Here is a 15,517-nt window from a genome sequence, read left to right as displayed (position 1 = left end):
TATCACCCTGTGAGGAATTACCAGCATTGTTGCTGCTATTACTCTGAGAAGAATTTTCGTCATTACTGTTACTTTCACTCTGAGAAGAGTTCCCGTCATTGCTACTATTATTACTTTGTGTAGCATTTCCTTGATTACCATTAATTTTTCGAATCATCGCGACAATTAGTAATAATAACGGCAAGCTAACCGTGAAAACGCCTGAAAACAATGGCCAAATTTCTCTATTGTAAGTATAGGAATGCACGATATTAGGATGAATAATTTGCGAAAGACCAATGCAAATTAAACCTAGTGGAAAAATTAGCGGTCGATGATCTTTGATCTTACATATTTGAGCTATACCTATGACTGAAGCATAAAAATACATAAAAGTTCTAATATAGATAGTCATAATCCACATAACCGCCATAATCACTTCAATACGTTGCACAAAATTCCCAATCGAAATTCTTTGGGCTAATGCATAGCTGGGAGATATGCGAGCAGCGGTATTACTAGGACCTAGGACAAGGATGCACAGAATGATGATGATAATTAAAATAAATCCTCCAATCATTGAGCCTATATAAAACCCTTTTTGTGCTGATTTATGAACATTGACAGTAGAAGGATAAAGCATTAAAAGTACGGAAAGAGGGAATGAAAAAAGACTTATAAATTGAAACATGCTATAACTAATCGTTTTTGTGGATGATTCGAAAATTGGCTGAATATTTTCTATCTTAATTTGTGGTGAAATACAAACGACAAAAACTAGAAAAATTAAGATAAATATTGGGAATAGTATTTCCGTAGAACGAGCAAAGACTTCAATCCCTAAATAGGCAGCATAAACGATAATGATACCGAACAGCAATGCAAAAACCATAGTAGGCGTCTCGACCATTACCTCTGTTTTCATGAAAGTCCCAAGAAAAAATAATAATTCACCTGCAGAAAGTAAGGTAAGGAAAATAAAGCCAATTGCCGTAATTTTCCCAAAAAAGCGACCTAAGATGATTTCATTCGCCTCTATAAATGTCTTTGATGGTGTTCGATTTCCTAAAGTTACGAATAACTTTACTAAAAGTAAACTAATAACGACACCGATAATCGCTGCAATCCATGCATCTTGCTTTGATTCGCTTGTTACAGTTGAAGGGATAATTAAAATGGCTGTACCAATTGAAAAGAGAAGGGTAATAATCATAAATTGTCTTGAACTAATTATTTCTTTTTCCATCATGAACCTACCCCTTTTTCTTAACATATCGTTTCCTTATTACTTTGTTAGGGAGATAATTAAATCTCTAATTGGTGAAAAAATATAGGTAACCAAGTCTAGTGGGCTTGGAATTCTTAGCCTTAATGAAACCCCGATATTTAACGCAGCGCCGAGCAATAAAAAAATTGAAAAAATAACAATTGTTTTCGTTTCTTTATTTTTTTTTAATTTTGGAATGAAAGCAAAGGCAATACCAGCTGAAATTATTAGAATAACCATCGTCATAATCATAGCTTATTCTCCCTTCGGCTTCTTCACTAATGAGTTTTCCAGCGTCCCTGTACCTTGTGTTTTAACATGTACTTCAACTTTCACTGGTAGCTCTTGAAATATAGTTAGCCAGTCTTTTTTTATTTTTTTCCACTCTTTTGGATTTGTGCGGTGGAGTGCCTCACCAAATCCAAAAATATCGACCCGGTAATTTTGCTGAACTGACCTGATTGTTTTTTCGATTTGTTTTTTAATAAGTTCTTCTGTTTTTTTACTTACGTATTGAATCGATTTTTCTTTAGTAAGGTCTATATTACATTCAACTTCTCCGACATTTTGGTCAACATCTATAGAAACATTGATTTTTGGAGCTCCATTTTTAAATTCACCTTTTATTTTCGTCTTTGAGTGTGTAATTTCTGTTGATAAAGTACCACCTTTTGGGCAAGCAATAATTTCAATTGTACTTTCTATTTTGTCTTTTAAAAAGGCTAGACTTCTACTCTCTTCTTCCGTTAAAAGTCCAATGAATTTATCTTCTTTAAAAACAGCTAAGCCAACGTACTTCAATATCGCAGAAGCCTTCGATCTTTTAACATTCGTTTGCTCCATTCCCTCACTTTTTTCCCCCTGTATTTCAATGGTAGACATGACTACACTCGTTTCTTTATTATTTAATGTATTGATTAACTCATCAATTTTAATGGATTGGGTTGTACCCCAAGTTTTCTCTGATGTTTTAAGAGAATTTAGTATTTTATTAGCTGGTACTTTTTCGATAGGTGTTAATACATTTAAAACTTCATCGGCAGTTGCGTCATGAGCAACGATGACATCGAAATCATTTCTGAATTCATGATCTCTTGAAATCAAATCTAACGGTTCGTTCATTCCTTCTTTTGCCAATTGGTCACCGAGTACAACTACTTGGAGATGAGCAAAATAAAGTTTTCTAGCTGTTTCAGTTGTCATTTTTCTAATTGCCTCAAAGACCGTTGCACCTTTTGAATGATAGGTAATAACTGGTGAGCGACCTGTAGAAGGCTGTTTTGAGGAAATTTCACTAGGATCCACGACTTGAACAGTTATTTCATATTCATTATCTAATTTATCTATTCCTAACCCTACGACAATTGCTATTTCATTGAGTTCACGCTTACTCCAGCAACCACCTAAAAGCAAAGTAATAATTATTAGTAAACAAATTGCTTTAAATTTTGACATGGTTCATTCCTCGTTTAATTCCTTTTTTTCGTATCGAAATATTTATGCCCCCTGACAGTATTTTTTTGACTAATTAAGCGTGGTCGAGTCAATAAAGCTCTACGAGGGAACAACACTAGTGCGTCTTTTTGATCTTTTAGAATTAATGGGCCAAACGGACTTAAATAAGGAACACCGAAAGTTCGTATGCTACACATGTGTAAGAAAATGATCATTAGGCCAAACATTACCCCAAACAATCCAACTATTGATGCTACAATCATTAATGGGAAACGAAGTGCACGAACGGTATTGGATAAGCCATAAGCAGGGAACAGGAAGCTACAGATTGCTGTTAATGCCACAATTATGACCATTACGGCTGATACGATTCCTGCTTCTACGGCAGCTTGACCGATTACTAATGTTCCAACAATAGATACAGCTGGTCCAATGGTTCTTGGCATTCGAAGACCTGCTTCTCTTAACACCTCAAATGCAATCTCCATTATGAGTGCTTCTACTACGGCAGGGAAGGGTACTCCTTCTCGCTGAGATGCAATACTTATTAGCATAGGAGTTGGCAGCATTTCTTGATGGAAGGTGGTGATAGCTACGTAAAGCGACGGTGCCACCAAAGCTAGACTTATTCCAAAAAATCTCAAAAGGCGTATAAGAGTACTAATTATCCAATGCTGATAATAATCTTCAGCAGATTGTAAAAAGGATGTAAATAAGGCTGGTACAATTAGGACAAACGGTGAGCCGTCCACTAAAATGGCGATTTTACCGTCTAATAGTTCACCAGCAATAACATCAGGTCGCTCAGAATTATAAACTGTAGGGAAAATGGTGGTTTTAGAATCTTGAATAAAATCTTCAATGTAGCCGCTTTCTAAAATACCATCAATATTAATGCGATCTAATCGGGAAAGAACCTCCGCTACTATTTTGTCATTCGCAATGTCGTTTAAATACATAACAGCAACTTCCGTTTTTGTTACTTCACCGATAATACGAGATTTGATCCATAGATTCGGACTTTTAATTTTTCTGCGGATCAGGGCCGTGTTTGTACGTAATGTTTCTGTAAAGGATTCCCTTGGACCTCTAATGACCGACTCTGTTGATGGCTCCATAACGGCTCTATCTTTTGCACCTTGAGTACTCGTTTCAATACCAGTTGAAGATTCATCTAATAAAATGACCGTATTACCATTCAAAATCGAATTGTACAGTGCTGAAAAGTGAAAAATATCATTAACATCGCCGGCAGTTAAACAAGAATCTCTCAAATATCGAATAATCTTTTCTATTTCTGCATCATGATTATCCTCAATATCAAGCATTAGTTTATCAATTACAGCATTAGAAATGGTTATTTTATCGGATAAACCATCTACATAGAGGATTGCTAACGTAAATTGTTCAGCTTTTCCAATGGTAATTTCTCGTATGACAAGGTCATTACTATTTCCAAGTGTATTTTTAATTATTTTCAAATTTTGTGAAAGAGAACTATACAGTTGGTCATTGTTCTGGGAGGTATCAGTAATTTTAGAAATAGACATTTTCATTTCCTCCTCAAGATTTACATAACTATAGAATGTACAACTTTGATAGAAGATAAACCAAGGTTGGAATGAAATTCATATATCTTGAAGTATAGCCTCCGGCGGATGTAAGAGGCATAGATGAGAAAAGCAGTGTTCCCTTCGTTCAAACGAAAGGGAACACTGCTTTATTTTTTATACTCATATTTTAATTCGTCATTTGTAACATCCACATATAAACTGTGATTATTGAAAAACCATAAATCTTTTTCATCTATATAGTAGGTAACATCGTCAATAACTTTCTTAACACCAATGTTGAATGGTTCTTCGCGTGTCATACCTAGGGAAAAGCCTTCGTGAAAAGGACTGGAACCACCATATCTAGCATAAAAACGAATCGTATCTCCGGAATCTACTTCCATCTCTTGTTTGAACCATTGTAGGGCTTCATCTGTTAGTACAATATTCATTAGAATGCTCCTCTCTATGTTACAACCATTTCACCTTTGGTTCAGTACCATTTTTAATGCGTGCAATATTTGCTCGGTGACGGTAAATGATAAAGGTAAATAAACAAGCTATTAAAATACCTAACGCAAAGTCGCCTGTAACAAAATAATAACCGATTGAATAAATAAGTGCTACTAAAGCGGCAATCATGGAAGTTAAACTTACAATCTTTGTAATTTTTAATGTTACAATAAAAACAATAAATAATAAGACAAAAAGAGGCCATGAATATCCTAAGAGAACGCCAGCTGATGTTGCTACCGCTTTCCCTCCGCGGAAACCTGCAAAGATTGGGAACATATGACCAATAACGGCTACTAGTCCAAGTATTAGCGAATGGATAGTGACATCAGAGAATAGCGGAAGAGCTACAAGTAATACGGCTGTTGTACCTTTTAAGACATCCATAATCGTTACGATGATTCCTGCTTTTTTTCCTAAAATACGAAAAGTATTTGTCGCACCTAAATTACCACTTCCATGTTGACGAATATCAGTTTTATAAAAAATTTTGCCTATCCATAACCCAGAGGGGATCGAGCCGATTAAATAAGCACATAAAATAATAAGTCCATTTAGCATATTTGGACTCCTTTCATTCATTGATTAACACTTGGTACTAATAATATGTAATAAATATTCTACACTTTTTCTCTATAATCTACAATGACATGAAGGAGATTTCTTCGTGTATCTTGAATTCATTACAAAAGATAACTATTTTACAAGGATTTTTATATGTATATGACTTTAGGTTAGTCTTTTAGACATGATTCATATAGGCAGCATGAAAGCCCTTTCTAAAAATATAGGTAAAAAGGCAATTTTGTCAATCACCCATTCCTTTGGTAGAATAGAAGTCTATCTTTAATTTCTAGAGTAAACTAGTACGAATTTCTTTAGACAGAAGAAACCCATTTATTACTGTACCTGTATATTTTTCAGAGAAAAGTCAAATGCTTTTGAATGAAAGTTCAAAGCCCTCAGCGATTCGTAGCGTTTTGAAAAAAGTAATGATCAGTGCAACTAAAACTTACTGCCCTGCGTCAAAGGAAGAGAAGAGTTCTTAATACATATTGGAGCAATTATTGCAAATTTTTCTTCCGGTAAAACAGATCAAAACGATGAAGCTGTGAGGATTTTTAAAAATTTTTTGGGCCTGTCACTAGATATTGTTAGGAAATGCTATTATTATTAGGAAGAGAATATAAATAGAACATGCGTTTGTTTTTTGGAGGGGAAATTTTTTGGCGAATAAACAGTCACCAAGCGTCTATAATGATGACGCCATTCAAGTATTAGAAGGATTAGAAGCGGTACGAAAACGACCCGGCATGTATATCGGTTCTACGGATGGCCGTGGACTTCATCACCTAGTATATGAAATCGTCGATAATGCGGTGGATGAAGCTCTGGCTGGCTTTGGTTCTCATATCATTGTCACTATTCATAAAGATCAAAGTATCAGCGTTCGAGACTTCGGCCGGGGAATGCCAACAGGTATGCATAAGATGGGGAAACCGACTCCTGAGATTATCTTCACTGTCTTACATGCCGGTGGTAAATTCGGACAAGGCGGCTATAAAACAAGTGGTGGCTTACATGGCGTAGGTTCGTCTGTTGTTAATGCTTTATCCACTTTTTTAGAAGTTACGATTCACCGCGATGGTAAAAAATATCGTCAACGTTTTGAAAACGGTGGCCATCCTGTGACGACATTAGAAGAAATTGGACAAACAAAGCAGACTGGAACGCTTGTTCATTTTTTACCAGATGACACGATTTTTTCTGTAACAAAATACAATTATGATACGCTTGCAGAACGTTTACGTGAGTCAGCGTTTTTATTAAAAGGCTTAAAAATTGAGTTAATCGATGAACGCGAGGAAGGCAAAGGTGATGTTTTCTTTTATGAGAACGGCATTGAAGCTTTCGTTGCGTATTTGAATGAGGAGAAAGACGTCCTTCATCCTGTTAAGTATGTGGAAGGGATCCAAGACGAAATTGAAGTTGAATTCGCCTTTCAATACAACGATGGATACTCCGAAACAATCCTTTCATTTGTTAACAATGTGCGTACACGAGATGGTGGAACACATGAAACAGGTGCCAAGGCAGCATTAACACGTGTTTTTAATGAATATGCACGAAAAATTGGCCTGTTAAAAGATAAAGATAAAAATCTTGAAGGGACAGACATCCGAGAAGGCTTAGCAGCGATTGTTTCTGTTCGTATACCAGAGCATTTACTACAATTTGAGGGTCAGACGAAGGGCAAGCTTGGTACGAGTGAGGCACGCTCGGCAGTAGATAGTGTTGTTTCGGAGCAAATTTTATATGTGCTTGAGGAAAACGCAGAATTGTCTGCATCTCTTGTTCGTAAAGCTATTCGTGCGCAGCAAGTACGTGAAGCGGCTCGTAAAGCACGTGAAGATGCACGAAACGGCAAGAAGAGCAAAAAAGCCAGTACTATTCTTTCTGGAAAATTAACGCCTGCACAATCTCGAAATGCAGCGAAAAACGAGCTGTATTTAGTCGAAGGTGACTCTGCAGGTGGCTCTGCAAAACAAGGGCGAGATCGTACGTTCCAAGCGATTTTACCTTTGCGTGGTAAAGTTATTAATACAGAAAAAGCCAAGCTGCAGGATATTATGAAAAATGAAGAGATTTCAACGATTATCCATGCAATAGGTGCTGGTGTTGGAACAGATTTCTCTGTCGAGGATTCAGCGTATGACAAAGTCGTTATTATGACCGATGCTGATACGGACGGAGCGCATATTCAAGTGCTGCTGTTAACGTTCTTCTATCGTTATATGCGACCATTGATTGAAGCTGGAAAGGTATTTATCGCATTACCACCACTTTATAAAATATCAAGAGGCACTGGTAAAAAAGAAGTGACTGAATATGCTTGGACTGAAAATGACTTACAAGCGGCCATTAAAAAAGTTGGAAAGGGTTACATATTACAACGTTATAAAGGGCTTGGTGAGATGAATGCTGACCAGCTGTGGGATACGACAATGAACCCTGAAACACGTACATTAATACGTGTGACGATCGAGGATGGTGCACGTGCTGAAAGACGTGTGACCACTTTAATGGGCGATAAAGTAGAGCCGCGCCGTAAATGGATCGAAGCTAATGTAGACTTCGGTATGGAGGATGATTCAAATATTTTAGACAATGAATTCATCCAACAAGAGGAGGACCAAGCATGAGTAGTACGGAAAAATTTCAAGATTTACCTTTAGAAGAAGTTATGGGTGACCGTTTTGGTCGCTATAGTAAATATATTATTCAAGACCGCGCGTTGCCTGATGCACGTGACGGTCTTAAGCCTGTACAGCGACGTATTTTATATGCGATGTTTACAGAGGGTAATACGAACGATAAACCATTCCGTAAATCAGCAAAAACTGTCGGTAATGTTATCGGTAACTATCATCCACATGGTGATAGTTCAGTATATGAAGCAATGGTGCGTATGAGTCAGGATTGGAAAGCGCGTCATATGCTCATTGAAATGCATGGGAATAACGGTTCTGTTGATGGTGACCCGCCGGCAGCGATGCGTTATACCGAGGCAAGACTTTCTGCTATTGCAGCGGAGATGCTACGCGATATAGGCAAGAAAACAGTTGAATTTGTACCGAACTTCGATGATCAGGATATGGAGCCAACTGTTTTACCAGCTCGTTTCCCGAATTTACTAGTCAACGGCTCAACTGGTATTTCGGCTGGTTATGCAACAGATATCCCTCCTCACGCACTTGATGAGGTGCTAGACGGTGTTCTTATGCGTTTAGATAACCCAAATACGACTGTCGATGATTTAATGACCGTTATTAAAGGGCCTGATTTCCCAACAGGTGGGATCATTCAAGGTGTCGATGGTATTAAAAAAGCATACGAAACAGGACGCGGTAAAATCATTGTGCGTGCGCAAGCAGTCGTTGAGCCAATTAAAGGCGGCAAAGAGCAAATTGTTATTACGGAATTACCGTACGATGTTAATAAAGCAAATCTTGTGAAGAAAATCGATGAGCAACGTGTGGATAAACGACTTGAAGGAATTGCGGAAATTCGTGATGAATCGGATCGTACAGGCCTACGTGTTGTCATTGAACTGAAAAAAGATGTTCCTGGACAAGGAATTTTAAACTATTTGTTCAAAACAACTGATTTACAAGTAGCTTATAATTTTAATATGATTGCTATTCATAATCGTCGTCCGACAATGATGACATTACCATTGTTACTGGATTCTTATATTGCCCATCAAAAGGAAGTCGTGACGAATCGCTCCATTTATGATTTGCAAAAGGCAAAAGATCGTTCACATATTGTTGATGGCTTGATCAAGGCACTGTCCATTTTAGATGAAGTCATTGCAACCATTCGTTCTTCAAATGATAAACGAGATGCGAAAACGAATTTACAGGAGAAGTTTGACTTTACAGAAGTGCAATCGGAGGCAATCGTTAGCCTGCAATTATACCGTTTAACAAATACGGATATTACGGAATTGCGTGCTGAACAGGAAGAATTAAATAAATTGATTGCTAAGCTTGAAGGTATTCTTAATAGTGAAGCAAAGCTTGTACGTGTTATTAAACAGGAACTACTTGACATTAAAAAACGCTTTGCAGAGCCTCGTCGTTCAAAAATTGAACAAGAAATTGAAGAAATCAAAATTACGTTAGATGTCCTTGTCCCAAGTGAAGAGGTTGTAGTGACGGTCACAAAGGATGGCTATATTAAGCGTACATCTACACGTTCACATGCAGCTTCGAATGGTCAGGATTTTGCGATGAAGGATTCCGATTATTTATTATATGAAGCAAATTTAAATACACAGCATCATCTACTGTTATTCACAAATCGAGGCAATTATATTTATCAGCCTGTCCATGAACTACCTGATATTCGCTGGAAGGATCTTGGTCAGCATATTTCAAGTATTGTACCGACAGGGGAAGATGAATCTATTATTGCTGTATACGGTTTTGAAACATTCGAACAAGTAAATACGTATATTTTAACAGCTACGAAAGATGGACAAATTAAACGCTCACCTTTAGCTGATTATGCTGTTACACGTTATTCAAAGCCGATCAAAACGATGAATGTTAAGTCAGGCGATGAAATGATTTTTGCAGACATTGTGACAGACGAAGTAGAATTAATGTTAACGACAGATACTGCCTATGCTATTCGTTTCCCAATAGAGGAATTGCCAGTAACGGGTGTTAAAACAGGCGGTGTGAAAGGGATTACGCTGAAAGACGGCGAAGCATTAGTTGGCATCAATGTTTTACCGCCAAATGCCACGGCATATGTTGCGATTGTGACACATCGCGGTGCGGTGAAAAAAATGAATGTTGCTGAGGTAGAGATGACGAGTCGTGCAAAACGCGGCTTAAAAGTGTTAACAGAATTAAAAGCGAACCCACATCGTATCGTGGCTGTAGTAAAGGTTACAGATGAGGAACAACTAACAATCGAGACGGAAAAAGGCATGCAAGAGATTCTTGACGTACATGCATTAACTCGAGCAGATCGCCACTCCAACGGTTCCTTTAAAGTAGATATTGCTACTGACGGTGCCATTTCTCATGTCTTTACGGTCAAAAAAGAAGAGAAATAACATTAGTTTTCTAGCCCATGCTCTTTGAGAGCTGGGCTTTTTATAATTATCGTACTTAAAATTTAATTTGTGTTTTCAACTGATAAATTAGGGCAATCGCTGATAAACTCCCAACAATCGCTGATAAAGAAAAATTCATTAATGGGCTGGTAGTTGCCAAATATATGTCAGAAGATAGAGCTATTGAAAGACGATGCTGTTAAATTATTTTTACAGCACGATCGGTAAACAGAGCCTTGTCATTTCCGGATAGATATGGGTATAATAATCACGAAAAGTTCATATGGAAAGAATGTAGGGGGGCTGGTGTTGCCAGCTGAGATTGTGTCCGATATAGACACTGACCCTTTGAACCTGATTTGGCTCGTACCAGCGTAGGGAACATCTATTCAAAAAGAAATTTTTGATATTGATTGTAAAACGTCTGGGAGGAATCCTAGGCGTTTTTTGTTTTCAGACTTTTGTTGTATACACAGACCGTGAACGCTTTCTTCTGGTAAAGGCATTCATTCATGAACATTTCACACTACTTACTTGGAGGATTAAGCATGAAAAAATGGTTATTGGTCCTAATGGCTGCACTTTTCACATTAGTGGGCTGTAGCGAAAAAGAGGCTAAAAAGGATGCTAAAGGATTAACAAAAGTATCGGTTGTCCTAGATTGGACACCGAACACAAATCATACTGGTTTATATGTAGCGGAAAAACTTGGCTTCTTTAAGGAACAGGGTTTAGATGTAGATATAATATTACCGGGCGAAGCGGGAGCAGATCAGCTTGTGGCGTCTGGCAAGGCTCAGTTTGGCGTAAGTTATCAGGAAGGGATTACACAGGCACGTGTGCAAGATGTACCGCTAGTATCAATCGCGGCGATTATTCAACATAATACTTCTGGCTTCGCATCCATTGCATCAAAAGGCATTACGTCACCGAAGGATTTTGAAGGTAAAACTTACGGTGGCTGGGGGGCACCACTTGAAAAGGCAGTACTGCAATCACTAATGCAAACAAAAAATGCAGATATCAATAAATTAGATATTATCAATGCAGGCGATATAGATTTCTTCACAATGATGAAAAAAGATATTGATTTTGCGTGGATTTATTATGCATGGACAGGTATTGAAGCAGAACTGCGTGGCGAAAAACTCAACATGCTATATTTAACAGATTATAGTGATCAGTTAGATTACTACACACCTGTACTTGCTACAAATGAAAAAATGATTAAGGATGATCCTGAGACGGTAAAAGCATTTGTCGCTGCTGCAGCAAAAGGCTATGACTATGCGATCAATCATCCAAATGAAGCAGCAGATATTTTACTAGAAGCGGTACCTGATTTAGATAAGAACCTTGTGCATAAAAGTCAGGAATGGTTAGCAGATAAGTATCAAGACGACGCAGCACAATGGGGCGAGCAAAAGCTAGCTGTTTGGGAAAATTACGCGAAATGGATGGCGGACAATAAAGTTTTAGAGGGCGAATTTAACGCAAAACAAGCATTTACAAACGACTTTTTACCGAAAAAGGAGACAAAGTAATATGGCAAACTCATTAATAAGTGTACAAATTATCCCGAAAACTGAAAAATATGAGGATGTGATCCCGTTTGTCGATGCAGCGATTGCGGTTATCGACGCATCAGGGGTAAAATATGAAGTTCATCCATTAGAAACGACCATGGAAGGTGAGCTAACGACTTTACTACAAATCATTGAAAAAATGAATGACAAGATGATTGAGCTTGGCGCTATTAATGTCATTACGCAAGTGAAAATTTTATATCAGCCATCCGGTATTACAATGAATACACTAACGGAGAAATACAAGTAATGAGGCAGGCTTTCAAACAAGGAAGGACGATAATTTTTATCGCCTTCCTCTTATTCATATGGGAACTTATTGTCCGTTTTGCAGACGTGCCACATTGGCTATTGCCCACACCAAGTGCCATTTTGAAAGAAGGCTTTCAATCGTATGAGACGTTTGTACCACATGCTATAGCGACTGTTCAATTAGCACTTCTAGGCCTTGCCATTGGAATAGTGTGTGGGCTAACGGTTGCTGTGCTATTACATCGTTTTACGCTTGTGCGGGAGCTATTTTATCCTATTCTTATTATGTCACAAAATGTCCCAGTGCTCGTTCTAGCACCACTCTTAATCATTTGGTTTGGCTTTGGTTTATTGCCAAAGCTTATTATTATTTGTCTGGTGTGCTTTTTCCCCATTGTTATTTCCGCAATGGATGGCTTCCGTCAAACCTCACCTGAGCTGAAGCATTATTTTGAAATGATTGGGGCAACGAAATCACAAACCTTTTGGAAGCTTGAATGGCCATATGCGTACCCGTCGATTTTTTCAGGCATTAAGATTGCGGCGACGTATAGTGTTATGGGAGCTGTCATTGCAGAATGGTTAGGTGCGAAAATGGGGATTGGCGTCTATATGACATTGGCGCAATCTTCATTTCGAACGGATCGCGTGTTTGTAGCGATTTTTGCCATCATTTTTTTAAGTTTCCTATTATTTAGTGCTATTCGGTTATTAGAAAAACTTGTTGTGAAGGGGAGAAATCCATGCTAAGCATTCAAAACATTGATAAATCCTTTAATGCTCTTCCTGTTATTCGCGATTTATCATTTGAGGTCAAGGACGGGGAATTTGTGGCGATTATCGGACCGTCAGGCAGTGGTAAAAGCACACTCTTTCAATTAATTGGTGGTGTCTCTTCTATTGATAAGGGAGCTATTTTATTAAACGGTACAGATATCCAACAAAAAAGAGGAACGGTCGGCTATATGCCTCAGCAGCCCTGCTTACTACCATGGCGTACGATAGTAGAAAACGTCGCGATTGTCGAGGAGCTTCATCGCAAACCAAATATTGAGCTTGCCAAGGAGTGGTTAAATAATGTTGGGCTCGCGACGTTTGAAAATGCGTATCCTAATGAGCTGTCGGGTGGTATGCAACAGCGTGTATCATTTATTCGCGCAATTGTTAGTAATAAGCCCATTTTATGCTTAGATGAGCCGTTTTCTGCACTTGATGAGTTTACAAGGCTTGAAATGCAGGAGTGGCTTTTATCGATTTGGGAGAAAGATCGAAAATCGATATTGTTCGTAACTCACAGTATCGAGGAAGCTCTCTTTTTAGCGGATCGTATCATTGTGCTCACGAAACGGCCAGCGACGATTAAAAAGGAAATAATCGTACCTTTTGCAAGGCCACGCCAAGAAGAAATTCGCCATTCCGCTACATTTACGGCACTAAAGCAACAGTTATTCACGTATTTAAAAGAAGAGAAGGATGATGCAAATGTTGATTGATGCACATATTCATTTAGATCAGTATAAGGAACACGACATTCCAACTTTGCTAGAAGAAGCTGAACATGTCATTGCCGTTAGCATGAATCTTCCATCGTGCGAGAAGACGAGAATGCTGGCGAAAACCTATGCAAAAGTAAAAGCAGTATTTGGTTTTCATCCTGAACAACCGTTACCAAGTGAAGCGGAGGAAGATGCATTATTCGAGTGGATACGCCAACATGCTCATGAAATGGTCGCAATCGGCGAGGTAGGCTTGCCTTATTATTTGAGGCAGGAGAAGGCGATAGATGTTCATCCGTATGTGGCATTGTTAGAACAGTTTATCGTATTGGCGAAGGAATTAAATAAACCGATTGTATTACATGCTGTTTATGAGGATGCGGCGATTGTTTGTGATTTATTAGAAAAACACCAAGTAACAAAAGCGCATTTTCATTGGTTTAAAGGCGATGAGGAAGTAATTGAACGGATGATTTTTAATGGATATTTCATTTCTGTCACGCCTGATTGTACGTATGAGACTGAGATTCAACAGCTAATCAAAAAATACCCAATCGAGCTGATGATGGTAGAAACAGATGGACCTTGGCCGTTCAAAGGTCAATTTGACAATAAACGAACATCGCCTTGGATGATGGATCATTCCATCGAGGTTATCGCTTCGATAAAAGGTCTTACAACTGAGGAAGCGGCGCATATCATTACAAAAAATACGACAACATTTTATAATTTATAGTAAATAACGCAGCTGTTCTTTTAAAGAGCAGCTGTGTTTTTGTTAAAAGATCAGAATCGCTGAAAGTGCTTCGAATATCGCTGATAAAAGAGCCAGAATCGCTGATAAAACATCGAAAATCGCTGATAAAAGAGCTAGAATCGCTGATAAAACCTCAAATATCGCTGATAAGAGAGTTAGAATCGCTGATAAAACGTCAAACATCGCTGATAAGAGAGCTATAATCGCTGATAAAGCCTCAAATATCGCTGATAAAATTTCAAGTTTTAGCGGCGTTCCTTGCTTGGTTAGCAGCGGAATTTCGCGTTTTAGCGGCGTTCTTCCTTTGGTTAGCGGCGCAACTCACACTTTTAGCGGCGAATTCCAATATAAGCTAGACAATTTGACTAAATCATAGTCAGAGTTGAAGAATATTGTATAGAATTTTCCAATATTAAGGACTTGACTATAAAAGAGCTAGAATCGCTGATAAAACCTCGAACATCGCTGATAAAAGAACTAGAATCGCTGATAAAACATCGAAAATCGCTGATAAAAGAGCTAGAATCGCTGATAAAACCTCAAATATCGCTGATAAGAGAGTTAGAATCGCTGATAAAACGTCAAACATCGCTGATAAGAGAGCTAGAATCGCTGATAAAGCCTCAAATATCGCTGATAAAATTTCAAGTTTTAGCGGCGTTCCTTGCTTGGTTAGCAGCGGAATTTCGCGTTTTAGCGGCGTTCTTCCTTTGGTTAGCGGCACAACTCACACTTTTAGCGGCGAATTCCAATATAAGCTAGACAATTTGACTAAATCATAGTCAGAGTTGAAGAATATTGTATAGAATTTTCCAATATTAAGGACTTGTCTATAAAAGAGCTAGAATCGCTGATAAAACCTCGAACATCGCTGATAAGAGAGTTAGAATCGCTGATAAAGCCTCGAACATCGCTGATAAGAGAGTTAGAATCGATTGAGTCCGTATAATTGTGTAAAAAGAAAAGGGGTCATTTTCTTTCCTCTTGGTTACAATGTTTTCAACCACGAAAATAAAGTAAAGTGAGG

Annotated in this window: 15 protein-coding genes and 1 riboswitch; of the genes, 7 read left to right on the top strand and 8 right to left on the bottom strand. The window is 38.1% G+C overall.

All coding sequences use genetic code 11. The features are described from left to right. The 6 genes from ACIQ7N_RS18995 to plsY all read right to left on the bottom strand — a co-directional run. A partial coding sequence (locus ACIQ7N_RS18995) for a GerAB/ArcD/ProY family transporter (protein ID WP_402934988.1) occupies positions 1-1,228 on the bottom strand: 1,228 nt, incomplete at its 3' end. Between the two features lie 36 nt (positions 1,229-1,264). Then, positions 1,265-1,498 (bottom strand): hypothetical protein, encoded by a 234-nt coding sequence (locus ACIQ7N_RS18990; protein WP_402934986.1) that lies wholly within the window; start codon positions 1,496-1,498, stop codon positions 1,265-1,267. Positions 1,499-1,501: 3 nt separating this feature from the next. After that, a complete protein-coding gene (locus tag ACIQ7N_RS18985; protein WP_402934983.1) occupies positions 1,502-2,701 on the bottom strand; it encodes a Ger(x)C family spore germination protein in 1,200 nt (399 codons plus the stop codon). 14 nt (positions 2,702-2,715) lie between these two features. Then, positions 2,716-4,251 (bottom strand): spore germination protein, encoded by a 1,536-nt coding sequence (locus ACIQ7N_RS18980; RefSeq protein WP_402934980.1) that lies wholly within the window; start codon positions 4,249-4,251, stop codon positions 2,716-2,718. Positions 4,252-4,421: 170 nt separating this feature from the next. Then, complete coding sequence (locus ACIQ7N_RS18975; protein WP_402934977.1) at positions 4,422-4,706, bottom strand: HesB/YadR/YfhF family protein; 285 nt, start codon at positions 4,704-4,706, stop codon at positions 4,422-4,424. A 19-nt stretch (positions 4,707-4,725) separates the two neighbouring features. Next, entirely contained in the window at positions 4,726-5,328 is a 603-nt protein-coding gene (plsY, locus tag ACIQ7N_RS18970) for a glycerol-3-phosphate 1-O-acyltransferase PlsY (protein WP_132360660.1), read from the bottom strand. 665 nt (positions 5,329-5,993) lie between these two features. Here plsY and parE point away from each other — a divergent pair. The 7 genes from parE (at position 5,994) to ACIQ7N_RS18935 (ending at position 14,469) form a co-directional block, all read left to right on the top strand. Then, complete coding sequence (gene parE, locus ACIQ7N_RS18965) at positions 5,994-7,970, top strand: DNA topoisomerase IV subunit B (protein ID WP_248716018.1); 1,977 nt, start codon at positions 5,994-5,996, stop codon at positions 7,968-7,970. Next, positions 7,967-10,399 carry a DNA topoisomerase IV subunit A gene (gene parC / locus ACIQ7N_RS18960; protein WP_402934972.1) on the top strand — a complete coding sequence of 811 codons (2,433 nt, stop codon included), beginning with the start codon at positions 7,967-7,969 and terminating at the stop codon, positions 10,397-10,399. Before parE ends, parC begins: the two co-directional genes overlap by 4 nt. A gap of 286 nt (positions 10,400-10,685) precedes the next feature. Then, positions 10,686-10,797: riboswitch (TPP riboswitch) on the top strand. A 150-nt stretch (positions 10,798-10,947) separates the two neighbouring features. Then, positions 10,948-11,943, top strand: coding sequence for an ABC transporter substrate-binding protein (locus ACIQ7N_RS18955; protein WP_402934969.1), 996 nt, complete (start codon positions 10,948-10,950; stop codon positions 11,941-11,943). A 1-nt stretch (position 11,944) separates the two neighbouring features. Continuing rightward, the gene (locus tag ACIQ7N_RS18950) at positions 11,945-12,235 is read left to right on the top strand and encodes a thiamine-binding protein (protein ID WP_248716015.1); all 291 of its coding nucleotides are present in this window, start codon (positions 11,945-11,947) and stop codon (positions 12,233-12,235) included. Then, positions 12,235-12,987 carry an ABC transporter permease gene (locus ACIQ7N_RS18945; RefSeq protein WP_402934965.1) on the top strand — a complete coding sequence of 251 codons (753 nt, stop codon included), beginning with the start codon at positions 12,235-12,237 and terminating at the stop codon, positions 12,985-12,987. Before ACIQ7N_RS18950 ends, ACIQ7N_RS18945 begins: the two co-directional genes overlap by 1 nt. Next, positions 12,981-13,730: an ABC transporter ATP-binding protein gene (locus tag ACIQ7N_RS18940; RefSeq protein ID WP_402934962.1), complete on the top strand. Its 750-nt coding sequence runs from the start codon at positions 12,981-12,983 to the stop codon at positions 13,728-13,730. Before ACIQ7N_RS18945 ends, ACIQ7N_RS18940 begins: the two co-directional genes overlap by 7 nt. Beyond that, positions 13,720-14,469, top strand: a complete 750-nt coding sequence (locus tag ACIQ7N_RS18935; RefSeq protein WP_402935092.1) for a TatD family hydrolase — start codon at positions 13,720-13,722, stop codon at positions 14,467-14,469. The genes ACIQ7N_RS18940 and ACIQ7N_RS18935 overlap by 11 nt, the downstream gene beginning before the upstream one ends. A 445-nt stretch (positions 14,470-14,914) precedes the next feature. Here the strand turns inward: ACIQ7N_RS18935 and ACIQ7N_RS18930 are convergent, their stop codons facing one another. Together ACIQ7N_RS18930 and ACIQ7N_RS18925 are read right to left on the bottom strand one after the other, a co-directional pair. After that, positions 14,915-15,214 carry a hypothetical protein gene (locus ACIQ7N_RS18930; RefSeq protein ID WP_402934960.1) on the bottom strand — a complete coding sequence of 100 codons (300 nt, stop codon included), beginning with the start codon at positions 15,212-15,214 and terminating at the stop codon, positions 14,915-14,917. A gap of 106 nt (positions 15,215-15,320) precedes the next feature. Further along, positions 15,321-15,517 (bottom strand): hypothetical protein (locus ACIQ7N_RS18925; protein WP_402934958.1); only part of this gene is annotated, 197 nt, incomplete at its 5' end.

The organism is Lysinibacillus sp. NPDC095746 (genome assembly GCF_044763535.1).
Lineage (GTDB): Bacteria > Bacillota > Bacilli > Bacillales_A > Planococcaceae > Lysinibacillus.
Note: the sequence above shows the minus strand (reverse complement) of the source record. Positions and strands in the feature narration are given on the sequence as shown.